Raw genomic sequence first — 25,159 nt, 5'->3', positions numbered from 1 at the left:
CCGCAGGGGATGGGAATGGAAAAGGCGTTCATCGGCATCGACATCGGCACTGGCAGCGCCCGCGCCGGGATTTTCGATCCCGAGGGGCGTCTGCTGGCGAGCGCCAAACATCCCATCCGCCTGTGGCAAGACGCGGGCGGCGTGGCGGAGCAATCGTCGGACGATATTTGGATGGCCGTCTGCACCGCGACCCGGCAGGCGCTGGCGGCATCAGGCCTGCCCGCGCAGCAAATCACCGGGATCGGGATCGATGCTACCTGCTCGCTGGTTGTGCTCGATGATCGTTTTCAGCCGGTGACAGTCAGCGCCTCGGGCGAGGCCACGCGCAATATCATCGTTTGGATGGACCATCGCGCCACGGCGGAAGCCAAGGAAATCAACCAGTCTGGCGCGCGGGTGCTAGACTATGTTGGCGGCTCCATTTCCCCTGAAATGCAATCGCCGAAGCTGCTCTGGCTGAAACGCCATCTGCCGGAAAGTTTTGCCAAGGCCGCGCATTTCTTCGATCTCTCAGACTATCTGACCGCGCGGGCCACAGGGTCGCTGGCGCGGTCTACCTGCACCGTCACCTGCAAATGGACCTATCTGGCCCATGAAAAGCGTTGGGACGGCGATTTCTTCCGCGCCATCGGCCTGCCGGAGTTTCCGGCAGAAGACTATACCCGTATCGGCACCGATATTCTCGACCCCGGCACGCCACTGGGCAGGGGGTTGACCGCCGAGGCCGCTGCCGATTTGGGCTTGGTCCCCGGCATCGCCGTCGGCGCGGCACTGATTGATGCCCATGCGGGCGGCGTCGGTACTGTGGGGGCAATTGGGCCAAACGGTGAAGCGCCGGACCCGCTGGCGCGGGTGGCCTATATCATGGGAACCTCCGCCTGCATCATGGCGAGCACGGAAAGCCCTTTGTTCGTCAAAGGCATCTGGGGGCCGTACCAGTCGGCGATGATCCCCGGCCTCTGGCTCAATGAAGGCGGCCAATCGGCAGCGGGCGCGGCTATCGATTATCTTCTGCGCCTACACCCCGCGTTCCCGGACCTCGAAACCCGCGCTAAGGCCGATGCTCTCGCACCGCTGGAGTGGCTCGAAAAGGCCATTCTGGCGCGCGGCCCGGCGTCGGACGCGGTGCTGGCGACGCAAAATCTCCATATCGTCCCCGACCTGCTCGGTAACCGCTCCCCCTTCGCCGATCCCGACGCGCGTGGGGTGATCTTAGGGCTGGATATGGAACCGGGGATCGACGGGCTAATCCGGCTCTATCTCGCGGCGCTCTGCGGCCTCGGCTACAGCACCGCCCAGGTGATCGACGCCTTTCGCACGGCGGGCCAAGCCTGCACGACCCTGGTGATGAGCGGCGGCGCCAGCCGGTCCCCGCTGGTTCGGCAAATCATGGCCGATACCACCGGCTGCACAGTGGCCTATCCGACAACGGCGGAACCCGTGCTATTGGGGGCCGCGATGCTGGGCGCGCTCGCCGCAGGACGCTTTGCCAATCTGCCGCAAGCGATGGCAGCAATGTCGCGCATCGGTAGCTTAACCCAGCCTGCGGCGGGGGGCCTCGCGGCGTTCCATACCCAAAAGCGGCAGATCTTTACCCTTATGCAGACCCTGGACCGCGAAGCGCGGTCGATGATGGCGGAGTAACATGACCAGAGGATGGCTTTTGAGCTGCGGCGACGCGCTGATCGATTTCATGCCGACCGAGAGTAAAGACGGCACGCGGGTGATGGAGCCCATCGTCGGTGGCTCCTGCCTCAATATCGCTGTGGCGATGGCCCGGTTGGGGGCGCCGACCGGCTTTGTCGGGGCGTTATCGACCGATATGTTCGGCGATATGATTGCCCAACATGCCGAAGCTTCGGGCGTCGATTTACGCTTCTGCGACCGGCTGCCGAACCAGAACACCCTGGCCTTCATTCAATTGAACCCCGATAATTCCGCAAGCTACGCCTTTTATGACGAAGGCAGCGCCGCACGCGCTTGGCGCTTCCAGCCGGAACGGTTTCCGTGGGCGGAGATTGCAGCCCTGCACGTTGGCTCCACAACGCTGATCGACGATCCCAGCAGCTCGGAAACCCTGGCCCTTGCACGCGCCGCAAAAGCCGCCGGGGTGCTGGTCTCGCTCGACCCCAACTGCCGCCCGATTTTGGTGAAGGATCGCAACGATTTCCGCGCCCGGATCGCCACCTTTGCCCGGGAAGCCACCGTGATCCGCATGTCCGACGAGGATTTCGAGTTTCTCTATGGGACCGCGAACACGGATACGATTGCCGAAGGATTTTTGGCACAGGGGGTCGAACTGGTTGTGCTGACGCGCGGGCGCCACGGGGCCACCGCCTGGAACAAAGCCGCCGGAGGGGTCCATATTCCCGCCCCCGAGATTAGGATCGCCGATACGATTGGCGCTGGGGATACCTTCTTGGCGGCCCTGCTGGTGACCCTGCAAGACCGGGGCTGGCTGCGCAGTCTCGATGCCCTGCTTCCCAGCATTCTTGGTGATTGCCTGCGGTTTGCGGTCCAAGCAGCAGCCATCACCTGCTCCCGTCCCGGGGCCAATCCACCGTGGCGGGATGAGGTCGCCTAAAACCAACAGGGGCATCCGATCACCGGATGCCCCCGCATAAAGCCTAGCGTTCGATCATCTTATTCCAGCGGCTGTTCCAGTCGGGCCGCTTTTCGTTGATTGCATCCCAATCCAGGTTAACGGCGGTCTTCATATAGGTGTGGAAGACTTCCAGTTTCTTTTCCGCCTCCGGCGTCGTCGCTTTGGCGGCGGGGTTCGAGGGTACGATATTCCCGGCGGCCAGCGCCTTGCTTTGCGCTTCTGGCGACAGCAAATATTCAGCCAGCTTCTGCGCCAGTTCCGGTTCGGAATTCTTGGCGATGACGCACTGCGCCACCATCAGCACGACCGACCCTTCCTTGGGCTGGGCATATTCCACCGGAATGCCCTTGTCCTTCAGGTTCGATACAGCGGTCGGGGTCAGCGGGAAGATCGCGGCTTCGCCAGTCTGTACCATTTCGGAAATTTTGGCGGAGCTGGGGATAAATTCCAGCACATTGCCGCCGATCAAGCTGGTGAACTTGTTAAAGCCCGGCTCGACATTGGTTTCGGAGCCGCCCTGGATGCGGTTGAACATCAGGAAAGCGTGCAACCCGAAGGAGGAGGCGGAGGCCGATTGGAAGACAACCTTGCCCTTATACTTCGGGTCGGCAAGGTCCATCCACGACGTCGGGGCGGCCCAGCCCTTTTCGTCGAACATCTTCTTATTGTAGGCGAGGCCGGTCATGCCAAGGTCGATCCCAACCGCCATATCGTTCTTCATGCGGCTGCCGGGCAGCACGGCATTGAGATTGGCCGAGGGCTTCAACGGTTCGCACAGGCCCGCGCCGATCGCGCGCACCATCACGCCGTCATCCAGGAACATGACGTGCATCTGCGGCTTATCTTTGGCGGCGGTGGCCTTCGCCAGAATATCCGCCGAGCCACCGGGGACGACGACGACTTTCACATCGTTCGCCTTCTCGAAATCCGGGAAAACGGCAGAGGTAAAAGCTTTTTCGAAGTTACCGCCGTTCATGCCGACGTAGAGCGTCTTGCTCTGGGCGGCGGCGGACCCGGCGGCGAGTGCCAAGGCGGCAGCGGAAACGGTAATAAGGCAACGGGTCTTAGTCATGACGGAAAACCCTCTCTCTGTTCAGATTTTTGCTGGTTGTTTTGGTCTTGCGCCCCGGTTAGGCCGGGCGAAGCGGGGGACCGGGCGGGCCGAAAGCGCGCCGGGGAAAAAGCGGTAATCGGCGTCGGGCTATGACCGTCGCGCACAAGCTCGGCCAAGACCTCGCCAACGCCGGGGGTAATCTGGAAACCGGCGCCGGTGAAGCCAAAGGCGTGGATCAGCCCGGGCGTTGTCGTGCTAAAGCCAATGATCGGGTTCTTGTCGGGGGTCGCCCCCTCCGTTCCCGTCCAAAAGCGGATGGCGTGGGCGTGTTGCAAGGCCGGGAAGAAGCGGGCGGCGCGGTTCATGATCGCCCGCGCCCCGTCGCTGCTGGGGCGGGAGAAATCGGGATCGGCCAACACGAGCCCGCGCTCGCCGCCAATAACGCAATTGCCGCGCGCCACCTGGCGGGCATAGATCGCCCCGCCTTCCATGCCGATATTCACATCCATCAGCGGCGGCAGGGGTTCCGTCACGATCATCGACGGGTAAATGCGGCTAAGCGGCAAAGGTTCGCCGAAACTCTCGGCAAACGGCGCGGCCCAGGCACCTGCGGTATTGAGGACAATCCCCGCCCGCACCCGCAGGTTCGTCGCGGTTTCAAGCCAAAAGCCGTCGGCCTGACGGGTCACGCCGACCACAGCGGTTTGTTCGAAGACCTGCGCCCCCGCCCGCCGGGCTGCTGCCGGAAAGGCTGTCGCCACAAGGCGCGGATTGGCGTGCCCGTCGGACGGGCAGTAGGAGCCGCCGACCATCCCGTCGCCGATCCAGGGAAAGCGCTTTCGCAGGGCGGCGCCGCCCATCAGTTGCAGATCAAGACCATAGCCCGACACCGTCTCGGCATAGGCTTCCAGCGCCGCCATATCGGCTTCAGTCTGGGCCAGCTTGAGATGACCGGAGCGTTCATATTCCCCGTCAATCCCGATCAGCCCACGCAACCGCGTCCAAACGCCCGCCGCGCGCGCCGCCAGCGGCAATTGTTCGGGCGGGCGGCCCTGACGGCGAACCCCGCCGTAATTGACCCCGCTCGCCTGCGCGCCACAGAAACCTTTATCAAACAGCGCAACGGAAATGCCCATGCCCCGCAGGGCGAGCGCCGCCGAACTGCCCGCAAGACCGCCGCCAATGATGGCGACATCGACCGATAGCCGCCCGCTCATTCCGCCGCCTCCAGGGTCAGCGGCACGGGCTTGACCGGCGCCTGTCCGCGCAGCCGCCCCACGGCCGCAACCTCGCGCCCGCAGGCGCCCGCCAGCACTTCCGCCACCGCCGCGCCGCACATGCGGCCCTGACAGCGGCCCATACCGGTGCGGGTGACAGCCTTCAGCCGGTTCATCTCGGTCAGCCCAAACGCTTGCACCGCCTGCCGAACGCTGCCGACCGACACATCTTCGCAGCGGCAGAGGGTTAGATCATCTGGCAAGGTTGCCGCCCAATGGGCCGGGAATGGGAACGCGGCTTCCAGCATGTCGCGGATTTTCTCGATCTTGGCGAGGTCAGACTCGAGCGCCGCACAGCGCGCCGTATCGACGGGGAAAGCCCGGTCTTGTAGCAGGGCCAGCGCCGCCCGTTCCCCGGCCCGTTCCGCCGCATCGGCCCCGGCGATCCCGGCGCCATCGCCCGCAAGATAAACGCCCGCAACCGAACTGCGGCCTGCGGCATCCTTCTGCGGCACGAACGCGCGGTCGCGCGCCGAAAAACGAAACGCGCAACCGGCGAGATCGGCCACTTGGGTTTCGGGTCTAAGGGAAAGGCCGTAACCGATCCCGTCGCAGAGCAGATGATGCTCCCGCCCGCCCGCGCGCCAAGAAATCCCCTCCACCCGCGCGGTGCCGCCAAAGCGCAACGCCTCGACGCCCGAATAGATTGGCACGCCTGCGCGCTTAAGATCGAAGCCGAATTTGAGGCCGCGCAAAACAATGGCCGGGGCCAGTGTCAGCCCACGCACCAACGCCAGCTTGGCCGATGCGGGTGCGGTATCCAGCACCGCCGCGACCGTCACCCCCGCTTTCCAATATTGCCAAGCGACGAGGTATAAGAGCGGCCCAGTGCCGCAAAAAACCACTTTCCGCCCAATCGCGCAGCCCTGCGCCTTCAGGGCGACCTGCGATCCGCCGAGGGTATAGACACCCGGCAAGGTCCAGCCCGGAACGGGCAGAATGCGATCGGTCGCGCCCGTCGCCAGGATCAGCCCATCGTAGGCGATGCGTTTTGCCCGCCCGGCAATGGCAAGATCGGCCTGCCCGTCGCGCAGGTTCCACAGCAGCGCATTCGGATAATAGTCGATCTTCCCCAGCACCCCGTCGAAGGTCCGGTGCAGATCGACCGCCTTCCCAGCTTCCGAGCCGTAAAGCGCCTGGGCGCTGCGGCCATCGGGCTGCAAAGGCTGACGATAAATCTGCCCGCCGCTCGCCGGGGCTTCATCGACCACCTGGGGCCGCAGCCCAGCGGCAACCAAGGTTTGCGCGGCGCGGATACCGGCGGGGCCTACGCCGACGATCAAGGGCGCGGTCATCGGCTGCCTCCGGTCTTCGTCACAATCCGCATGCCCGCGACCAACGGCGTGGTGCAGGCCCGGAGCCGCTCACCGCTCTCAAGCTCCACCCAACAATCCTGGCAGGCGCCCATCTGGCAAAACCCCGCGCGCGGGGCGCCGGAAAACTCGTTGCGGCGCAGGGCTTCTGCCTGGGTTAAAATCGCGGTCAGCAGCGTATCGCCCGCCCGCCCTTCGCGCGGGATACCGTCGAGCGTGAACGGCAAGGGGGTCGTATCGGTGCGGGTGAGGCGGTGCAGCAGGGGCATGGCGGCGCTCATTTCTGCCCGATCAGGATTTTATCGAGGCCGAAGGCGCGGTCGAGCACCAGCATCGCCGCCGCCGTCAGCGCGACCATCAGGGCGGAAACCGCCGCCATCATCGGGTCGATGGATTCGGTCGCATACATATACATCCGCACCGGCAGGGTGACGGTCTGCGGCGAGGTGATAAAAATCGACATGGTCAACTCGTCGAAACTATTGATGAAGGCCAGCAGCCAGCCGCCGGTAATGCCGGGCAGGATCATCGGCGCGGTGACACGGCGAAAACTGGTCCAGGACGAAGCCCCGAGCGTCAGCGCCGCCTGTTCCGCCGACCGGTCCATCCCCGCCAGCGCCGCCAGCACGAGGCGCAAGACATAGGGCAGGATGACGACGACATGGCTGGCCACCAGCCACGTAAAGCTGCCGGTCGCCCCAATCAGCGCAAATAGCCGCAGAAAGGCGACGCCCAGCACCAGATGCGGAATGATCAGCGGCGACATGAAGAGGCCGTTCAACGCCCCCCGGCCTGGAAATTCATAGCGGTCGAGCGCAAGCCCCGCCGGAACCGCCAGCGCCGTCGCAATCGTCGCCGACAGCAGCGCCAGCCACAGGCTGTTCTTGAACGAATCGACGAAGTCCGGGTGCTCGAAGATCGCGTGGAACCAGCGTAAGGAAAAACTAGTGGTCGGGATCGTCAGCGTATTTTCCGGCGTGAAGGCGACGAGGCAGATGATCACCATCGGCGCGAGCATGAACATAATGACGAGCGTGTGGAACAGCAGGGCGATCAGGCCGTTTTTCTGCATGGCGCTTACCCCAGGGTCCGCCGGGCGCGCGCTTCCACCACCCGGTTATAGCTGAGCATGATCAGCAGGTTGGCGAGCAGCACGATGATGGCGATGGCGGCGCCCAGCGGCCAGTTCAGCTCGTGCATATATTCGTCGTACACAAGGGTCGCGGCCATCTTCAGCCGCCGCCCGCCGAGCAAGCCGGGAATGGCGAAAGAACTGGCCGACAGACCGAAAACGATCAAACTGCCCGACAGCACCCCCATCGTGACCTGCGGCAGCACCACCCGGCGCAGCGTGGTAAAGCGCGAGGCGCCCAGCGTCCAGGCCGCCGCTTCCACGGTCGGATCGAGCTTCTGCAAGGCCGTCCAGACCGGGATGACCATGAAGGGCAGCATCACATGCACAAGGGCGATGACGATGGCGGTTTCGGTGTAGAGGATTTTCACCGGCCCGAAACCGAGCGCCTGAATGGCTTGGTTAACAAGACCATTGCCGCCCAGCAGCATGCTCCAGCCAAAGGCGCGTACCACGACCGAGACCAGCAGCGGCCCGAGTACGACCAGCAGGAAGATCGACCGCCAGGGGTCGCGCATCCGCGACAGAATATAAGCTTCCGGCGCGCCGATCAGCGCACAGATCACCGTCGTCAGCAGCGCCAACCGCAGGGTGCGCCAGAAGATATTCAGATAGTAATCGTCGCTGATGACGGCCCAGTAATGACCGAGGGTGAACTCATTCTTCACGCCCGCCGTATGGTCGAAGGCGTGGAAGGACAGAATGAAGGTCAGCACCAGCGGTAGGACCACCAGCGCCAGGAACAGCAGCGCGCCGGGGCCGACCAGCAGCGTGGGGGTTAGGCGCGGCGCCGTCATGCCTGCGGCTCCAGGCGCAAGCTACCGGGCAACCAATCGAGACCGACGCGATCCCCTTCGGCGGGCGGCTCCTCCCCCTGGTTCGGGGCGGACACCGCCAGCGTGCCAAGCGCCGTTTCGACGGTGAACAGCCAGGAGGTGCCGATAAAGAAGCGGCTGGCGATCACCCCTTGCACGGCGCCGCTACCCTGGGGCCGCAGCAGAATCTTTTCCGGGCGCAGGCTGGCGGTAACGGCGGTGCCATCCTGTCCATCGGCCAAGGATGCGGGCAGCAGCACGCCGCCAACCTCGACCCCGCCCGCTGCTGGGCGCCAAAGGCCCTTAAGCCGGTTCATGCGCCCGACGAAGCCCGCAATAAACTCCGTCGCCGGATGTTCATAGAGAGTATAGGGCGTATCGACCTGGGTCATCCGGCCCTTTTCCATCACCACCACCCGGTCGCTGATCGACAGGGCTTCGGCTTGATCATGGGTGACCATGATCGTCGTGGTGCCGGTGCGGCGCTGAATGCGGCGGATTTCGAACTGCATTTCCTCGCGCAGTTTGGCGTCGAGGTTCGACAAAGGTTCGTCGAGCAGCAGCAGCGGCGGTTCGATCACCAGCGCCCGGGCAATCGCCACGCGCTGACGCTGGCCGCCGGAAAGCTGGCGCGGAAACCGGTCGGCCATCGCCGAAAGCTGCACCAGCGCCAGTACATCCGTCACCCGCTTTTCGCGCTCTGCCCGCCCGATCTTGCGCATTTCCAAACCGAAGGCGATGTTTTGCGCGACGGTCATATGCGGAAACAGCGCGTAGGACTGAAACACGATGCCCAAGCCGCGCTTATTCGGCTTTTCGTGGGTAATATCGCGCCCATTCAAGGTAATGCGCCCGCCCGACGGTTCCGTTAGCCCGGCGATCATCTGCAAAGTCGTGGTCTTGCCGCAGCCGGAGGGGCCGAGCAGCGAGATAAACTCGCCCTTCTCGACCGACAGGCTCACGTCCTGCACCGCCGCCAGATCGGCGTAATGCTTGCTCAAGCGATCCAGCGTCAGAAAACTCATCACCACCTCGCCGGGAACCTGGAAACTTTCTGGGGGAAGCGCGTCACGCCGCTGTAAAACTCTGGCGCCACAGGGGGGGTTAGGGTCAACGCGAAAATCCGCTCCTGTAAATTTATTTTGACATAATTCCGTTATTCGGAATTTAATAAAGAATGACTGCTGACGAATTAACACCTTCTTCGCCCGACGCCCCCCTCTCCAGCCTGCGCCGCGCCCTGGGGCTGCTGCGCCTGCTGGGCGCGGATGACGGCGGCGGTATGCGACTAAAGGATATTGCCGCCGCCGCCGGGTGCAGCCAGCCGACCGCCCACCGCGCTTTGCAGGATTTGCAGGCGGAAGGGTTTGTGGAGCAGGTTTCGGGCGGCAAACGCTATCGGCTGGGGCTGGATTTTTTCGTGCTGGCCGCGCGCGCCGGGCAAGCGACGGGGCTGCGCGACCTTGCCCGCCCGCGCCTGCTGCGCCTCTCCGCGACCCTGACCGATACGATTTTTCTGCTGGTACGCCACCGCTACGATGTCGTGTGCCTCGACCGGGTGGAGGGCCCCTTCCCCATCCGCTCCTTCACCGGCGACATTGGCGGGCGCATTCCCTTGGGCATCGGCCAAGGCAGCCTCGCCATCCTCGCCCATCTGCCGGAAGCCGAAGCCGAAGAAGTCATCCGCTTCAATATGCCCCGCCTGCTGGATCGCGGCTTCCTGGACGAAGCAGGCCTGCGGCTGGAACTCGCGAAAGCCCGCGCGCAGGGCTGGGTCAGCCTCAATACCGGCCTGATCCCCGGCATGGCGGGCGTCGCCGTGCCCGTGCTGGACGCCAGCGGCACCCCCGTCGCCGCCCTATCGGTCGGCACCCTCGCCGAACGGCTGGGACCGGAACGGCTGCCGACCGTGCTGAAAATCCTACAAACCGAAGCCACTGCCTTGGGCGCGGCGCTGAACCCCTTCGACCCCTCGGTGCGCTACCCGTCGCGGAGTTTGAGTAGCCTGGGGTGATGCGGAACGGCGTCCCACCCCTTTGCGCTGCAGAGGGAAAAGGTTAATCTCGGAAAGAAGGTTTTCTCTGGGGGCCGTGCCGCATGACGATTATTCCCGAGTTTGATGGCACTAATGGGATGGCCGTGGCCCTCGCCCGGATTGCGCAGGAGGCAGAGGCGAAGACGGGGGGCTTGGATCTTTCTGATTTGGGGCTATCCGCATTGCCGGAGGCTCTGCGGGACGTGCCGCATTTGCGGGAATTGGATTGTTCGTGGAACGCGATCAGCAGCCTCGACGGGCTGCAGAACTGCACCGCCCTGCAAAGCCTCGACTGCTCCAACACCCAGATCACCAACCTCGACGCGCTGCAGAACTGCGCCGTCCTGCAAAGCCTCGACTGCTTCAACACCCAGATCACCAACCTCGAGGGGCTGCAAAACTGCGCCGTCCTGCAAAGCCTCGACTGCTTCAACACCCAGATAACCAGCCTTGATGGGCTGCAGAACTGTACCGCCCTACAAAGGCTCTACTGCTTCGGCACCCAGATAACCAGCCTCGACGGGCTGCAGAACTGCACCGAACTGCAAAGGCTCAGCTGCTCCTTCACCGAGATCACCGGCCTCGACGGGCTGCAGAACTGTACCGAACTGCAAAGCCTCTACTGCGCCGAAACCCAGATCACCAGCCTAGATGCGCTGCAAAACTGTACCGCCCTACAAATCCTCAACTGCTCCTACACCCAGATCACCAACCTCGACGCGCTGCAAAACTGTACCGCCCTGCAAAGCCTCTACTGCTTCGACACTCCCCTAAAAACCTATCCACCGGAGTTTTTGGCACGCCCAGCGCTGGAATCCGTAATCATCACCACGCTGTCAGGCTTCCCCCCGGAAATCCTATCGAACGGTTACGATGACAACTGCCTCCCGCGCCTGCGCGACTATTTAGCCGACCGAGAGCAAAACCCCACTCCCGTCCGCGATGTAAAACTGTTCCTGCTGGGCAATGGCGGCACCGGCAAAACCCAGATGGCGCGGCATTTGCGCGGAGAGGCCTTCAGCCCCGATTGGGATAGCACCCACGGCATTCAGGTTACCACCGCTACACTACCGGGCGACGATCAGCAGGGCGAAACACGCCTGCACCTGTGGGATTTTGGCGGGCAGGAGCTATACCACAGCACCCATACGCTGTTTTTGCGCAGCCGCGCCGTCTTTGCCCTGCTGTGGTCGGCGGATCGGGAACCGGCGGATGCCAGCACCCTGAATGTCGATCCGCGCAACTTTATGTCGCGCACCTATCCCCGCCAATATTGGCTGGACCATATCGCCGACCATGCAGGCGCGGACAGCCCGGTTTTGCTGGTGCAAAGCAAATGCGACACCCGGGCCGACGAACAGCCCGCACCGCCCACCGAAGGGGCTGCCTTCGCGTTTCTGCGCCGGTTGCAGTTCGGCGCGCAGAAACCCTATCGTGCCCGCGATCTGCGCGCCGCCCTGCAGGACGCGGTGGACCATCTGCGCGAGAACGAGGACGTGCGGGTAATCGGCCAAGCATGGCAGGCCGTGCAGCACGCGATTGAAAACCTGCGCGAGGCCGATGGCACCTATCGACCGGAGAATCAGCGGCGGGATCAAGCGTGGTTTGCCGATCTCTGCGCACAGCATGGCGTTAAAAGCGCGCCCGCAACCTTGCGCACCTATTTGCACCGCTGTGGGGTGATTTTCTACCAGCCCGGCCTGTTCGGCGACCAAATCATTCTCGATCAAACTTGGGCCATTGGCGCAATCTATGCCCTGTTTAGCCGGGACAAAGTTTATTCCCACCTTCGGGAGAAGCACGGGCGCTTTACCCTCGCCGACCTCAGCGCCCTAGTATGGGATGCGGAAGGCTTTAGCCCGGACGAACAAGCACTATTCCTTTCCTTCATGGAAACCTGCGGGATTTGTTTTGCGTATCAGGGCACCGGGGCGGAAACGATCTACCTCGCCCCCGATCTGTTGCCGGAACAATCGGCCTTCGCCCTCGAACTTGACGAGGCGTGGCATAGTTTCCCCGGCCAGCCCGCCACCATGACCTATGACTATAGCTTGCTGCATCGGGGCATCATGCGCGCCTTGATCTGCCGGATCGGCCAGGAAGCCCAAATGCGCGGGCGCTATTGGCGCGACGGGCTGTATGTTTACGAGGCAACAACCCGCAGCCGGGCTTATATTCGGCAAATCTTCGGCCCGCGCGATGGTCACGCCACCGCAGCCCCCTGGGCGGGTAGCCTGACCCTTGAGGTCAAGGGCGATCGCGAAAAGCGTTTATTTGATCTGCTGCGCGGGTGGATCGAGGACATTAACCACGACTTCGGCGTGAAAAACCCCACCCCCCGCGATACCCCACCGCCCCGGCCAGACGAGGCGGAAACCTTCAAGCCGACCTTCACCGAAGAACCGATGAGCGATTACAAGCTCTATGTTTCTTATTGCTGGAAGGATTTGCAGGCGGTTCCAAAAGACGAAAAAGCCGCTGTCGAGACCTTTATGGAGACAGCGAGAGGAAAAAATATTCCCGTTCTAAGGGATAAAGATGCGATAAAATTCGGCGAAAAACTCAAAAACTATATGAAATCCTTGAGCCAGGGCCAGCGCATCTTCATTTTTATGAGCGATTCTTATTTACGGTCGCCGTACTGCATGTATGAGCTTTATCATATCTGGAAGTTTAGCGAACAATGTAAAATAGATTTTATCGAACGTGTCCGCATTTACCTACTCGGCGGCTTAAAAATAACTAAACCACAGGATATTGCCCCCTATGCCGAATACTGGGAATCTGAACACGCCGAACAAAAACAAGCCTTTGACCGCATTAGCGCGGCGGATCCAGCGCCGGAATTGCGGGAAAATTTTGGCCTTATCACCCAGTTTTACCAGTCCATCGCCACCATCCTCTCTACCATCAACAGCCATCTTAGGCCGGTAGAGTGGGATGAGTTCATCCAATACGCCCTGGATGACCTCACCCCGTCCCCCTAACGCGCAAACTTCTTCGCCCCGGCGACGCACAGCACCACCGCGCCCGTAACCGCGACCATCGGCCAGGCGACGCTTTCGCCGACCAGGGTCGCGGCCAGGGTCAGGCCGAAGAACGGCTGCAAAAGCTGAAGCTGCCCAACGCCCGCGATGCCGCCGAGGGCGAGGCCGCGGTACCAGAAGACGAAGCCGATCAGCATGGAAAACAGCGATACATAGCCAAGGCTCCAGAGCGCCGGGGTGCCGACGTGCGACCAATCGGCGGGCTGGGTCAGCAGCGCGGCGGCAGCCATGAACGGCAAGGAGAGGACGAGCGCCCAGGAGATCACCTGCCAGCCGCCCAAGCGGCGCGAGAGGGCCGCGCCTTCGGCATAACCAAGACCGCAGACGATAATCGCCGCCAGCATGAAGGCATCGCCGACCAGCGTGCCGCCGCCGCTCTGGAACAGCGCAAACCCGGCCACGCAGGCACTGCCGATGCCGGAGAAGAGCCAAAACAGCGGGCGCGGACGCTCGCCGCCCCGGATCACGCCAAAAATCGCCGTGGACAGCGGCAGCAGCCCAACGAAGACGACCGAATGCGCCGAGGTGACATGCTGTAGCGCAAGGCCGGTCAACAGCGGAAACCCAACAATGACGCCCAGCGAGACAATCAGCAACGATGGCAGGTCGCGGCGACTGGGGCGGGCTTGGCGGAAGATCAGCAGCACCCCCCCGGCCAGCAAACCGGCGATCGCCGCGCGGGCCAGCGTTAGGAAAAACGGGTCGAAATCGGCCACCGCCAGCCGCGTTGCGGGCAGCGAACCGCTGAAAATCAAAACGCCCAGAAAGCCGCTGATCCACCCATCAAGACTCTTATCCATCCCACCATCCTCCAAACCATCACGCCGATAGCTTGACAGAAGCCGCTTCGAGTGCCAGAGACAGTTCAGGACAATTCAAGAAAACTGTACTGATCAATTTAGGGAGACGGTGATGACGGTCCTTGCAGCCTCCAGCACGCTGGTCGATCAGGTTATGCAAATCATCCGGGGCCGCATCGCCGCCCGTGCGCTGGTGCCGGGGGCGAAACTACCGTCCATCCGGGCGCTGGCGGAAAGTCTCACCGTCTCGAAATCGACGGTGGTGGAGGCCTATGACCGCCTGAGCGCCGAAGGGATCATCCGCGCCCGGGCTGGGTCGGGCTTTTATGTTGCGGGCGCCTTGCCGCCGCTCAGCCTCGCCGATATCGGCCCGCGCCTGGATCGGGAAATCGATCCCTTCTGGGTCTCGCGCTACTCGCTGGACGCTGGGGAGCATATGCTGAAGCCCGGCTGCGGTTGGTTGCCGTCAGACTGGTTGCCGGACGGTAGTTTACGCCGGGCCTTGCGCGGCTTCGCCCGCGCGCCGGACATGGCGCCGTTTACCGACTATGGCTCCCCCCTCGGGCTGCCCGCCCTGCGCTTACTGCTGGCGCGGCGGATGGCCGATCAGGGTATCGAAACTGTACCGGATCAGATCATGCTCACCGAATCCGGCACACAGGCCATCGACCTTCTCTGCCGTCTGCTGTTGCAACCGGGCGATTGTGTGCTGGTCGATGATCCTTGCTACTTCAACTTCCACGCCCTGCTGCGCGCCCATCGCGCCACGATCATCGGCGTGCCCTATACGCCGCAGGGGCCGGATCTCGAGGCTTTCGCCGCCGCCTTGGCGGAACACCGCCCGCGCCTTTATATCACCAACGCCGCCCTGCATAATCCAACCGGCGCCACCCTATCGCCGCTGATCGCCTTCCGGCTGCTGAAACTGGCGGAAGCCCATAATCTGATCATTGCGGAGGATGATATTTTCGCCGATTTCGAGACCGAACCGGCGCCGCGCCTCGCCGCCTTCGACGGGCTGAACCGGGTGGTGCGCATCGGCAGTTTCTCGAAATCCCTGTCCGCCGCCGCGCGCTGCGGCTATATCGCCGCCCGGCCCGATTGGATCGATGGGCTGGTCGATCTCAAAATCGCCACCTCCTTCGGCGGCGGGCGCTTGGGGGCGGAACTGGTGCTGGCCGTGCTGAAAGACGGTAGCTATCGGAAGCATATGGATAGCGTGCGCGCCCGCTTGGCCCGCGCCATGTCGCAAACCATCCGCAAACTAAAACCGCTGGGGATCACCCCGTGGTTGGAGCCGCGCGGCGGTATGTTCTTATGGGCCAAACTACCGGATGGGCTGGATGCCGCCGATCTGTCGCGCCGGGCGCTGGCGGATAAGGTAATCCTCGCCCCTGGTAATGTGTTCAGTGCCGCCCAATCGGCCAGCGGCTTTCTACGCTTCAACGTCGCCCAATCGCTGGACCCGCGCCTGTTTACGGTCTTGGGGCACCACCTGGGCCAGCGCTAAGAAACGGTCGGGGGTGGCGCCCCCGACCGTCCGCAGTCCCTTAAATCTTCCGCACGGCGCCAGTGGACGCGCTGGTGGTCAGCGCCGCATAGGCCCGCAGCGCCGCCGATACTTTGCGCGGGCGCGGCTGGGCCGGCGTCCACCCGGCGGCATCCTGGGCGGCGCGGCGGGCGGCAAGAGTCGCCTCGTCAACCGCCAGATGAATGCGGCGGGTGGGAATATCGATCTCGATGCGGTCGCCATCCTGCACCAGCCCGATCAGCCCGCCATCCGCCGCTTCCGGCGAGACGTGACCGATGGACAGGCCCGACGACCCGCCGGAGAAACGGCCATCGGTGACCAGGGCGCACAGGTGATCGAGCTTCTTCGACTTCAGGTAGCTGGTCGGATAGAGCATTTCCTGCATGCCCGGCCCGCCCTTCGGCCCTTCGTAGCGCACGATCACCACATCGCCCGGCTTGACCGTATCATTGAGAATGCCGGTCACAGCGTCGTCCTGGCTTTCGAAAACGCGGGCGGTGCCGGTGAAGGAAAGCATACCGTCCTTCACCCCGGCGGTCTTCACGATGCAGCCTTGTTCGGCAATATTGCCGTAGAGCACGGCGAGGCCGCCGTCTTTCGAGAAAGCATGCTCCGCCGACCGGATGACGCCGCCCTGGCGGTCGGTATCGAGACTGTCGTAGCGGGCGGCTTGGGAGAAAGCCTTCTGGGTCGGGATACCGCCCGGCGCGGCGCGGTAGAAGGTCTGCACGTCCTCTGACGGATTGCGCTTCACGTCCCAAGTATTCAGCGCGTCGGCCAGGGTGGCCGAATGCACGGTCGGCACATCGGTGGTCAGCAACCCGGCGCGATCCAACTCGCCGAGGATGGCCATAATGCCGCCCGCCCGATGCACGTCTTCCATATGCACGTCGGACTTCGCGGGCGCGACCTTCGACAGCACCGGCACGCGGCGCGACAGGCGGTCGATATCCTTCATGGTAAACGGCACTTCCGCCTCGAAGGCCGCGGCGAGCAGATGCAGGACCGTATTGGTCGAACCGCCCATCGCAATATCCAGCGTCATGGCGTTTTCGAACGCCTTGAAGGTGGCGATATTGCGCGGCAGGACGGAAGCGTCGTTCTGCTCGTAATAGCGTTTGGCCAGCTCGACGATGCGGCTGCCCGCTTCCAGGAACAGCCGTTCGCGGTCGGCGTGGGTTGCCAGCACCGACCCATTGCCGGGCAGCGACAGGCCCAGGGCTTCGGTCAGGCAGTTCATCGAATTGGCGGTAAACATGCCCGAACACGACCCGCAGGTTGGGCAGGCCGAACGCTCGATGGCATTCACATCGCTATCGCTGACTTCCGAATCCGCCGCCGCCACCATCGCATCGACGAGATCGAGCGCCCGCTTCTGGCCGCTTTGCAGCACGACCTTCCCGGCTTCCATCGGGCCGCCCGATACGAAGATCACCGGCACATTGAGGCGCATCGCGGCCATCAGCATGCCCGGGGTGATCTTATCGCAGTTGGAGATGCAAACGATGGCATCGGCGCAATGGGCGTTGACCATATATTCAACCGAGTCGGCGATCAGGTCGCGCGACGGCAGCGAATAAAGCATGCCGTCATGGCCCATCGCGATCCCGTCATCGACGGCGATGGTGTTGAATTCCTTGGCAACACCGCCCGCGCGCTCCACCGCCCCGGCCACCAACTGCCCCAGGTCTTTCAGATGCACATGGCCCGGCACGAATTGGGTGAAGGAATTGGCAATGGCGATAATCGGCTTACCGAAATCGCCGTCGCGCATCCCGGTGGCCCGCCACAGGGCGCGCGCGCCTGCCATATTGCGGCCGCTGGTCGATGTTTTGGAACGATACGCCGGCATGTGACCTTTACTCCTCGCCCAGGAACCCATTCGTTTTTGTGCCGCCCACCATACGGCGGCTTTTCCTCTGCCGCCAAGGCAGCAGTATGTTCTTTTTAGCGCCTAAACAGATGGTTTTGTGAGCGATCATTGCAAGGATGCTCTGCCCTCCCGACGATCTGGCGCGTCCGTCGCAGATCGGCCTTGCGTTTCGCGCAGCCCTGACGGACCCTCTCTTCTATGAAAACGTTACCACCGCCCGGCGCCGTGCTGCTGCTGATCGACCTGCAAAAGGCGATCGACGATCCGTCGTGGGGGGAGCGTAATAATCCCGCCGCCGAAGCCAATATCGCGCACCTGCTAGCCCATTGGCGGGCGCAAAGCTGGCCGGTCTGGCACGTGCGGCACGATTCGGTCTCGCCGCACTCGACCTATCGCGCCGGCCAGCCGCTGCATGCTTTTAAGCCGGAAGCCGAACCGCTGCCGGGCGAACCGATTATCGCGAAGCAAACCAATAGCGCCTTCATCGGCACCGATCTTGATGCGCTGCTGCTGGCCGCCGGGTTTCGCGCGCTGGTGATCGCCGGGGTCATTACCAATAACTCGGTGGAAGCCACCGTGCGCATGGCGGGCAACCTGGGGTTCAATACTTATCTGGTTGAAGATGGCTGCTTTACCTTCGGCCGCAAAGATTGGACCGGCAAATATCACCCCGCCGACGATGTGCACGCAATGTCGCTGGCCAATCTCGACGGGGAATATTGCACGGTGATCACGACGGCCGAAGCGGTAACGGAACGCTAACGCCATGATCTCTAACGCGACCCTTACCCAAGCCGTCACACGCGGCATTATAACCGCGCTCCAGGCCGATCAACTCCGCGCGCTGGCAGGGGCAGAAGCCCCGGCGGACGATCCTGAAAAGCTGCGCTTTATCACCGGTTTCGGCGATATTTTCGTGGCGATCGGGATCGTGCTTTTTCTGACGGCGCTGGGGATTTTCCTCGGCGGGCTGGGCATGGCCGGAACGGGGGGCGCGCTGGCGCTGGTGTCCTGGGGGCTTGCCGAATTTTTCACCCGCAAGCGGCGGATGGCGCTGCCGAGCATTCTGTTGCTTGGGGCTTTCGTCGGCGCCACCTTCTTCGCCGTGCTCGGCCTGATGCCGGGCAAGCATGATGGCGCGATATTCGAAATTCTGGCGGCGGGCAGTTTTATCGTACCTGCCATATTTGCCGCCGGGGCGGCCTATCTGCACTACCGCCGCTTCCGCCTGCCCATCGCGCCCGCCGCAGGGGGCGCCGCGCTGATGGTGCTGCTGATCGCCCTGCTGTTCGCCGCCACCCCAAAGACCGCCGAACTGCTGCTGCCGTATCTGATGGTGCTGAGCGGGGTGATCTTCTTCCTGCTCGCCCTGCGGCTCGATTACAGCGACCCGAACCGGGAGACGCGACGCACCGACATGGCCTTTTGGCTGCATCTGCTGGCGGCGCCGCTGATCGTGCATCCGGTGATGCATTGGGCCGATGCGCTGGAGAATAACAGCCGCCCGGAAGTAACCCTGGCGCTCTTCGCGGCCCTCGCCCTGGTGGCGCTGGCGGCAGACCGGCGGGCGATCCTTGTTTCAGGGCTGGTCTATGCCGGGGTGGCGATCAGCTACCTCGGTCGCAACGGGCTATCGACCGAAGACCTGTCGGTCACCTTCGCGCTCCTGCTGCTTGGCGCGCTGATTTTGTTGCTCAGCGCCGGATGGCAGGCCCTGCGGGGGCTGTTGCTGAGACTTCTGCCAGAGGCAATCCGCCGCGCCCTACCCCATCCCACAGCCGATGGAATTTCACGCTAACTTGATATGGATCAGGTTGAGCCAAAGCGCCCCCCGCTAGGGTGGGCGTTGGCTTTATTAGCGAAGGAACCATCAATGCGCCGTCTGTCCGCCCTTCTCGCCGCCGCCCCGCTGCTGCTGACGCTTCCCGCCCTGGCCGATGGCGATGCCGCCGCCGGGCAGAAGGTTTTCACCACCAAATGCAAGGTTTGCCATACGGTCGATGCCAGCGGCAAAAACGGCGTCGGCCCGGGTCTCAACGGCGTCTTTGGACGGAAGGCGGGCAGTAAGGAAGGCTTTGCCTATTCCCCCGCGATGAAGTCTGCTGGCGTCACCTGGGATACCGATACGATCAAAGCCTATGTGACCGATCCCAAAAATATGGTTGCAGGCAACAAAATGGCCTTCGTCGGCATCAAAAACCCGGCAGAACTGGAAAATCTGATCGCCTACCTGAAGGACGCGACGAAGTAGACCTGCTGGCAGGCACCGGGAAAGCCCAAGGGCTCTCTCGGTTTTGCGGGCTTGATCGCTGGCTCCGCTCCGCTATGATCCGCGCGACACTGGTCCCCGCATAAGGAAGCGACGATGACTGCTGCGCATAAGCCGGTCGAAACCATTCTGGTCGATACCACCACGGTTGCCTGCGATGGCGACGGGGCAGCCCTGGGGCATCCGCGCGTTTTCCTCAATATCGAAGCCGGTGGCCGGGTGGAATGCCCCTATTGCGGCCGCGAATATGTGCTGAAGGAAGGCGCCAAGAGCCACGGCGGCCATTAAGCCCGTGCCCCAGGATAGCAAGACCGGTAAGACGCTTTACCTCGTCGATGGCTCGGCGTTTATCTTCCGGGCCTATCACGCGCTGCCACCGATGACGCGCCCTGATGGGGTGCAGGTGAATGCCGTCTATGGCTTTACCAATATGCTGGCGCGGCTTTTGGGGGATGCAGGGGCGGAACGGGTCGCGGTTATTTTCGACGTATCGCGCCATTCCTTCCGCACCGAACTCTACCCCGCCTATAAGGCCCATCGCCCGCCCGCGCCGGAAGACCTGATCCCGCAGTTCGCCCTGGTGCGGGAGGCAACGCGCGCCTTCAACGTGCCCGCGATTGAGCTTGAGGGGTTCGAGGCCGACGATCTGATCGCCGCCTATGCCGCCGCCGAAGTGGCCGAGGGCGGCGATGTGGTGATCGTCTCCTCCGACAAAGACCTCATGCAGCTTATCCGCCCCGGTGTGTCGCTGCTCGATCCGATGAAGAATAAAACCATCGGCCCGGCGGAAGTGGTGGAAAAATTCGGCGTTCCGCCGGAAAAGGTCGTGGACGTGCAGGCGCTGATGGGCGACAGCACGGATAATGTGCCGGGCGTTCCCGGCATCGGCCAAAAGACCGCCGCCGAACTGATCAATACCTATGGTGATCTCGATACGCTGCTGGCGCGGGCGGAAGAAATCAAACAGCCCAAGCGCCGCCAAGCGCTGATCGACAATGCCGAACTGGCCCGGGTTTCCCGCGAACTCGTGCGCCTGCGCGAAGACGCCCCCCTGCCCGTTGCCCTGCCGGACCTCGACAAACGCGCCCCCGATGCGGAGGTGTTGAAGGATTTTCTGGCAACGCAGAACTTCCGCTCCCTGCTGTCAAAGCTGGTCGGGCCGGAGGGGGTAAAGCTCGCCACCGCCCGCGCCGCCGCGACGCCCGCGCCGACGGTTCCCGCCGCGCCGGGAACGGCAGACGTGCCCAAACCCGCCGATGCGCCCCGGAATTACGGGCTGGTGCAAAGCCTCGACCGGCTGCACCATTGGATCGCCCGCGCCCATGCGGTCGGGCTGGTCGCCGTCGATACCGAAACCACCAGCCTATCGGCCAATGCCGCCGATTTGGTCGGCGTGTCCTTAGCGGTGACGCCGGGGGAGGCCTGCTATATTCCGCTCGGCCACGGCGCCGCCAAAGGGGAGCTTGATCTTGGCAATGCGCGCCCTGAGCAAATTCCGCTGGCCGAGGCGATTGCCGCGCTGAAACCGCTGCTCGCCGATCCCACCGTGCTGAAAATCGGCCAGAACCTAAAGTACGATATGATCGTGCTGGCCCAGCATGGCCTGACCATCGCGCCCTATGACGATACGATGCTGCTGTCCTATGTGCTGGACGGCGGCAAGCATGGGCACGGCATGGACGAGTTGGCCGACCGTCATCTCGGCATCACGACGATTTCCTATGAGGAGGTCTGCGGGAAGGGCAAAAAGCAAATAAGCTTTGCCGAAGTGCCGCTGGATAAAGCCCTCGCCTATGCCGCCGAAGACGCCGATGTGACGCTGCGGCTCTATCATCTGCTGAAGGCCCGCCTGCTGATCGAACGGCAGGTGCATCTTTATGAAACCATCGAACGCCCGCTGCCCACCGTGATTTCGGCGATGGAGCAGGAAGGCGCGATGCTTGACCGCAACCGGCTGAAGGAACTTTCGGCGGATTTCGGCGCGCGGATGGCGGTGCTGGAAAGCCAGATTCACGCGGCGGCGGGCGAAGTGTTCAACATCGCCTCCCCCAAGCAATTGGGCGATATTCTCTTTGGCAAACTCGGCCTGACCGATCAGGGCAAGACCAGCAAGACCGAGAATTTCTCCACCGCGTCGGACGTGCTGGAAGGGCTGCGCGCGGCCCACCCAGTACCGGGGCTGGTGCTGGATTATCGCCAGCTCGCCAAGCTGAAATCGACCTATGCCGATGCGCTGCTGGAGCAGATCAACCCGCGTACGGGCCGCGTCCATACGTCCTACGCGCTGGCGACCACCACCACCGGGCGCCTCTCCTCCTCCGATCCGAATTTGCAGAATATCCCCATCCGCACCGAAGAAGGCCGCAAGATCCGCGAAGCCTTTGTTGCGCCTGCGGGCAGCAAGCTGATCTCGATCGATTATAGCCAAATCGAATTGCGCCTGCTGGCCGAAGTGGCGGGGATCGACGCGCTGAAGGATGCTTTTGCCGCCGGGGTCGATATTCACGCGCTCACCGCCTCGCAGGTCTTCGAGGTACCGCTGGAGACGATGGATAAGGAAACCCGCCGCAAGGCGAAGGCCATCAACTTCGGGATCATTTATGGGATGAGCGCCTTCGGCCTCGCCCAAAACATCGGTGTGTCGCAAGGTCAGGCGCAGGCCTTCATCCGCGCCTATTTCGAACGCTACCCCGGCATCCGCGCCTATATGGACCGGATGAAGGCGCTGGCGAAGGAACAGCAGTTCGTCACCACCCTCTTCGGGCGGCGCTGCTGGGTGCCGACGATCCTGGATAAGAACGCCGCCCGCCGGGCTTTCGCCGAACGCCAAGCGATCAACGCCCCCCTGCAAGGCACGGCCGCCGACATTATGAAGCGGGCGATGATCCAGGTCAGCAAAGTTCTGGCGGAAACCAAGCTGCCCGCCAAACCGCTGCTGACGGTACACGACGAACTGGTCTTCGAAGTCCCCGACGCCCATGTGGACGACGCCATCGCCACCCTGCGCCCGGTGATGGAACAGGCCGCCGGGTCTGTGCTATCCGTTCCGCTGATTTGCGAAGCCGGGGTCGGCCAGACCTGGGCTTTGGCACACTAACTCTCTGAAAAGGTAAGAAAATGGTTGAGATTGCCGATCGCGAAAACGCGCTGTTTCTGGACCTGAAGGACGGCCGCGTCACCATCGAATTGTACCCGGACAGCGCGCCGAACCATGTCGCCCGCATTAAGGAGCTGGCGCGCGAAGGCTTTTACGACGGCATCGTCTTCCACCGCGTCATCGACGGCTTCATGGCCCAGACCGGCGATCCCACCGGCACCGGTTCGGGTGGCTCGGGCAAGAAGCTGAAGGCCGAATTCAACGACCGCAAGCATGTGAAGGGCACCTGCTCGATGGCCCGCGCCATGAGCCCGGATAGCGCCGACAGCCAATTCTTCATCTGCTTCGGCACGACGCCGCACCTCAACGGCCAATATACCGTTTGGGGCCAGGTGATCGACGGGTTCGAGCATGTGGACGCGATTAAGCGCGGTGCCCCCGGATCGGGCGCGGTGAAAGACCCGGATCAAATCGTGTCGCTGAAGGTGGCCGCCGATGTCGCTGAGTAAGCTGACCCGCCGCGCGGCGCTGGCGCTGGCCGCCAGCCTACCGCTGCTGTCCTTGCCGACGCTGGCTGCCGCGCCGGACGATACGCTGGTGCTGGAATTGTCCACCGGCAAAGTCGTCATCGACATGCGCCCGGATCTTGCGCCGAAGCATGTGGCCCGCATTAAGGAACTGGTGCGCCAGGGCTTTTACAATGGCGTCGTTTTCCACCGCGTCATCGATGGCTTTATGGCGCAGGGCGGCGATCCGACTGGCACCGGCATGGGCGGGTCGGGCGTGAAGCTGAACCAGGAGTTTAGCAGCGAAAAGCATCGGCGCGGCACCGTGTCGATGGCGCGGGCGCAAAGCCCGAATTCCGCCGACAGCCAATTCTTCATCTGCTTCTCCGACGCGCCGAACCTCGACGGGCAGTATACCGTTTGGGGCCGGGTCTCGTCGGGCATGGACGCGGTCGATAAGCTCCGCAAGGGCGACCCCAGCCGCAATGGCGTGGTCACCAACCCGGATAAGATCGTGTCCGCCTATATCCAGGCTGATAAGAAGTAATGAACCTTCCCACCGCCCCGCTAACTGTTCCCTTGCGGATCGAAACCGACCGGTTGATCCTGCGGGTGCCCGAGGAGGCCGATATGGCCGCCTTTGGCCGTTTCGGGGCGGATGAGGCGGCCATGCGCTTTCTCGGCGGCACGATGCTGCCCGAGAAAGGCGGCTGGCGCGGGCTGGTCGGCGCGCTGGGACATTGGACCCTGCGCGGCTTTGGCTTTTATAGCGTCATCGAAAAAAGCACCGGCGATTGGGTCGGGCGGATCGGCTTTCTCTACCCCGACACCTGGCCGTGCCTCGAACTCGGCTGGGGCCTGCTGTCGCCCTATTGGGGCAAGGGCTATGCGCCAGAAGCGGCCTTGGCCGTCCGCGCCCATCGCCCGGCGGGGCAACGGCTGATTAGCTGCATCGATCCGCAGAATATCCCGTCGCAGCGCGTTGCGGAAAAACTGGGCTGCCAGCCAAAGGAAGCGCTGACGCTCTACGGCACGTTTCGCTGCATTGCCTGGGAACATCCCCCGGCCTGAGTGCACTTTGTGCATTGCGGCACTGTGCGCCTGCGGAATCTGTGCTACACTTCGCCTAATCAAAAATGAGAGACGGTCAGAGGGAAGGGTACGCGATGAGCCAACCGCAATCGGCATCGACCCACGACAGCGGCGATGCGGCCAAGCGGCAAATCACGATCAAAAAATACGCCAACCGCCGCCTCTACAATACGGCGACGTCGAGCTATGTGACGCTCGATACGCTGTGCCAAATGGTGAAGGATGATGTGGATTTTGTCGTTTATGACGCCAAAACCAGTGAAGACATCACCCGGCAAGTGCTAACCCAGATCATCGTCGAAGAAGAAGCCAAAGGGCAGAACATGCTGCCGATTAGCTTCCTGCGGCAGTTGATCGGTCTCTATGGCGACAATATGCAATGGCTGGTGCCGAGCTACCTTGAAACCGCGATGCAAAGTTTTGCGCGCAATCAGGGGGAAATGCGCCAGTATTTTCAAGAATCGTTTGGCAGCCTGTTTCCCTTCGGCTCCTTCGATCAGATGAGCAAGCAGAATATCGCCATGATCGAACGGGCGATGCGCATGTTCACGCCGTTCGGCAATCAGGGCGCTGCGGGCGAGGCGGTAAAGCCCGACGCCCCGGTGCAGCAGCCGGTGCAAGTCTCTGACCTTAAGCGCCAGCTCGATGCGCTCCAGGCGCAAATCGAACGGCTGGCGCCCAAGTCCGACAGTTAGCTCTTACGGCCGGGCAGG

The 25,159-nt window shown here is 62.9% G+C and carries 23 protein-coding genes; 14 read left to right on the top strand and 9 right to left on the bottom strand.

Annotated features, from left to right (window positions below; all coding sequences use genetic code 11):
• Positions 1 to 15: 15 nt before the first annotated feature.
• Both CHR90_RS08310 and CHR90_RS08305 read left to right on the top strand, forming a co-directional pair.
• Positions 16 to 1,644: an FGGY-family carbohydrate kinase gene (locus tag CHR90_RS08310; RefSeq protein ID WP_094408519.1), complete on the top strand. Its 1,629-nt coding sequence runs from the start codon at positions 16 to 18 to the stop codon at positions 1,642 to 1,644.
• 1 nt (position 1,645) lies between these two features.
• Positions 1,646 to 2,584, top strand: a complete 939-nt coding sequence (locus tag CHR90_RS08305; RefSeq protein ID WP_094408518.1) for a carbohydrate kinase family protein — start codon at positions 1,646 to 1,648, stop codon at positions 2,582 to 2,584.
• A 43-nt stretch (positions 2,585 to 2,627) separates the two neighbouring features.
• On the opposite strand, the gene CHR90_RS08300 is transcribed toward CHR90_RS08305, so the two are convergent.
• The 7 genes from CHR90_RS08300 to CHR90_RS08270 are packed head-to-tail and all read right to left on the bottom strand — an operon-like array spanning position 2,628 to position 9,221.
• Positions 2,628 to 3,677: an ABC transporter substrate-binding protein gene (locus CHR90_RS08300; protein WP_094408517.1), complete on the bottom strand. Its 1,050-nt coding sequence runs from the start codon at positions 3,675 to 3,677 to the stop codon at positions 2,628 to 2,630.
• Positions 3,674 to 4,876: an NAD(P)/FAD-dependent oxidoreductase gene (locus CHR90_RS08295; RefSeq protein WP_094408516.1), complete on the bottom strand. Its 1,203-nt coding sequence runs from the start codon at positions 4,874 to 4,876 to the stop codon at positions 3,674 to 3,676. Before CHR90_RS08295 ends, CHR90_RS08300 begins: the two co-directional genes overlap by 4 nt.
• Entirely contained in the window at positions 4,873 to 6,231 is a 1,359-nt protein-coding gene (locus CHR90_RS08290) for an FAD/NAD(P)-dependent oxidoreductase (RefSeq protein ID WP_094408515.1), read from the bottom strand. The genes CHR90_RS08295 and CHR90_RS08290 overlap by 4 nt, the downstream gene beginning before the upstream one ends.
• Positions 6,228 to 6,518, bottom strand: coding sequence for a (2Fe-2S)-binding protein (locus CHR90_RS08285; protein WP_094408675.1), 291 nt, complete (start codon positions 6,516 to 6,518; stop codon positions 6,228 to 6,230). Before CHR90_RS08285 ends, CHR90_RS08290 begins: the two co-directional genes overlap by 4 nt.
• A gap of 8 nt (positions 6,519 to 6,526) precedes the next feature.
• On the bottom strand, positions 6,527 to 7,321 hold the full coding sequence (locus tag CHR90_RS08280) for an ABC transporter permease (protein WP_094408514.1): 795 nt from the start codon (positions 7,319 to 7,321) through the stop codon (positions 6,527 to 6,529).
• A 5-nt stretch (positions 7,322 to 7,326) separates the two neighbouring features.
• Positions 7,327 to 8,178, bottom strand: coding sequence for an ABC transporter permease (locus CHR90_RS08275; protein ID WP_094408513.1), 852 nt, complete (start codon positions 8,176 to 8,178; stop codon positions 7,327 to 7,329).
• Positions 8,175 to 9,221 carry an ABC transporter ATP-binding protein gene (locus tag CHR90_RS08270; protein WP_094408512.1) on the bottom strand — a complete coding sequence of 349 codons (1,047 nt, stop codon included), beginning with the start codon at positions 9,219 to 9,221 and terminating at the stop codon, positions 8,175 to 8,177. The genes CHR90_RS08275 and CHR90_RS08270 overlap by 4 nt, the downstream gene beginning before the upstream one ends.
• Positions 9,222 to 9,373: 152 nt before the next feature.
• On the opposite strand from CHR90_RS08270, the gene CHR90_RS08265 reads away from it, so the two are divergent.
• Both CHR90_RS08265 and CHR90_RS08260 read left to right on the top strand, forming a co-directional pair.
• A complete protein-coding gene (locus CHR90_RS08265; protein WP_094408511.1) occupies positions 9,374 to 10,210 on the top strand; it encodes an IclR family transcriptional regulator in 837 nt (278 codons plus the stop codon).
• Between the two features lie 83 nt (positions 10,211 to 10,293).
• The gene (locus CHR90_RS08260) at positions 10,294 to 13,218 is read left to right on the top strand and encodes a leucine-rich repeat domain-containing protein (RefSeq protein ID WP_094408510.1); all 2,925 of its coding nucleotides are present in this window, start codon (positions 10,294 to 10,296) and stop codon (positions 13,216 to 13,218) included.
• On the opposite strand, the gene CHR90_RS08255 is transcribed toward CHR90_RS08260, so the two are convergent.
• Positions 13,215 to 14,078, bottom strand: coding sequence for a DMT family transporter (locus CHR90_RS08255; RefSeq protein ID WP_094408509.1), 864 nt, complete (start codon positions 14,076 to 14,078; stop codon positions 13,215 to 13,217). The genes CHR90_RS08260 and CHR90_RS08255 overlap by 4 nt on opposite strands.
• Positions 14,079 to 14,190: 112 nt before the next feature.
• On the opposite strand from CHR90_RS08255, the gene CHR90_RS08250 reads away from it, so the two are divergent.
• Positions 14,191 to 15,588: an aminotransferase-like domain-containing protein gene (locus CHR90_RS08250; protein WP_195826167.1), complete on the top strand. Its 1,398-nt coding sequence runs from the start codon at positions 14,191 to 14,193 to the stop codon at positions 15,586 to 15,588.
• A 40-nt stretch (positions 15,589 to 15,628) separates the two neighbouring features.
• Here the strand turns inward: CHR90_RS08250 and ilvD are convergent, their stop codons facing one another.
• Positions 15,629 to 17,461: a dihydroxy-acid dehydratase gene (gene ilvD / locus CHR90_RS08245; protein WP_094408508.1), complete on the bottom strand. Its 1,833-nt coding sequence runs from the start codon at positions 17,459 to 17,461 to the stop codon at positions 15,629 to 15,631.
• A gap of 219 nt (positions 17,462 to 17,680) precedes the next feature.
• Between ilvD and CHR90_RS08240 the strand changes: the two genes are divergently transcribed.
• The 9 genes from CHR90_RS08240 to phaR all read left to right on the top strand — a co-directional run bounded on the left by CHR90_RS08240 (position 17,681) and on the right by phaR (position 25,141).
• Positions 17,681 to 18,244 (top strand): cysteine hydrolase family protein, encoded by a 564-nt coding sequence (locus CHR90_RS08240; RefSeq protein ID WP_094408507.1) that lies wholly within the window; start codon positions 17,681 to 17,683, stop codon positions 18,242 to 18,244.
• 4 nt (positions 18,245 to 18,248) lie between these two features.
• The gene (locus tag CHR90_RS08235; RefSeq protein ID WP_094408506.1) at positions 18,249 to 19,280 is read left to right on the top strand and encodes a hypothetical protein; all 1,032 of its coding nucleotides are present in this window, start codon (positions 18,249 to 18,251) and stop codon (positions 19,278 to 19,280) included.
• 75 nt (positions 19,281 to 19,355) lie between these two features.
• Positions 19,356 to 19,733: a c-type cytochrome gene (locus tag CHR90_RS08230; RefSeq protein WP_094408505.1), complete on the top strand. Its 378-nt coding sequence runs from the start codon at positions 19,356 to 19,358 to the stop codon at positions 19,731 to 19,733.
• Positions 19,734 to 19,847: 114 nt separating this feature from the next.
• Positions 19,848 to 20,039: a zinc-finger domain-containing protein gene (locus CHR90_RS08225; protein WP_094408504.1), complete on the top strand. Its 192-nt coding sequence runs from the start codon at positions 19,848 to 19,850 to the stop codon at positions 20,037 to 20,039.
• Between the two features lie 4 nt (positions 20,040 to 20,043).
• Positions 20,044 to 22,848, top strand: a complete 2,805-nt coding sequence (polA, locus tag CHR90_RS08220; RefSeq protein ID WP_212668649.1) for a DNA polymerase I — start codon at positions 20,044 to 20,046, stop codon at positions 22,846 to 22,848.
• A gap of 20 nt (positions 22,849 to 22,868) precedes the next feature.
• The gene (locus CHR90_RS08215; protein ID WP_094408502.1) at positions 22,869 to 23,357 is read left to right on the top strand and encodes a peptidylprolyl isomerase; all 489 of its coding nucleotides are present in this window, start codon (positions 22,869 to 22,871) and stop codon (positions 23,355 to 23,357) included.
• Positions 23,344 to 23,901 (top strand): peptidylprolyl isomerase, encoded by a 558-nt coding sequence (locus tag CHR90_RS08210; RefSeq protein WP_170941346.1) that lies wholly within the window; start codon positions 23,344 to 23,346, stop codon positions 23,899 to 23,901. Before CHR90_RS08215 ends, CHR90_RS08210 begins: the two co-directional genes overlap by 14 nt.
• A complete protein-coding gene (locus tag CHR90_RS08205; protein WP_094408501.1) occupies positions 23,901 to 24,425 on the top strand; it encodes a GNAT family N-acetyltransferase in 525 nt (174 codons plus the stop codon). Before CHR90_RS08210 ends, CHR90_RS08205 begins: the two co-directional genes overlap by 1 nt.
• Before the next feature lie 95 nt (positions 24,426 to 24,520).
• Positions 24,521 to 25,141 carry a polyhydroxyalkanoate synthesis repressor PhaR gene (gene phaR / locus CHR90_RS08200; protein WP_094408500.1) on the top strand — a complete coding sequence of 207 codons (621 nt, stop codon included), beginning with the start codon at positions 24,521 to 24,523 and terminating at the stop codon, positions 25,139 to 25,141.
• Positions 25,142 to 25,159: the final 18 nt, after the last annotated feature.

It is taken from the genome of Elstera cyanobacteriorum (assembly GCF_002251735.1).
Taxonomy (GTDB): domain Bacteria; phylum Pseudomonadota; class Alphaproteobacteria; order Elsterales; family Elsteraceae; genus Elstera; species Elstera cyanobacteriorum.
This window is presented reverse-complemented; position numbering and strand designations above follow the sequence as displayed.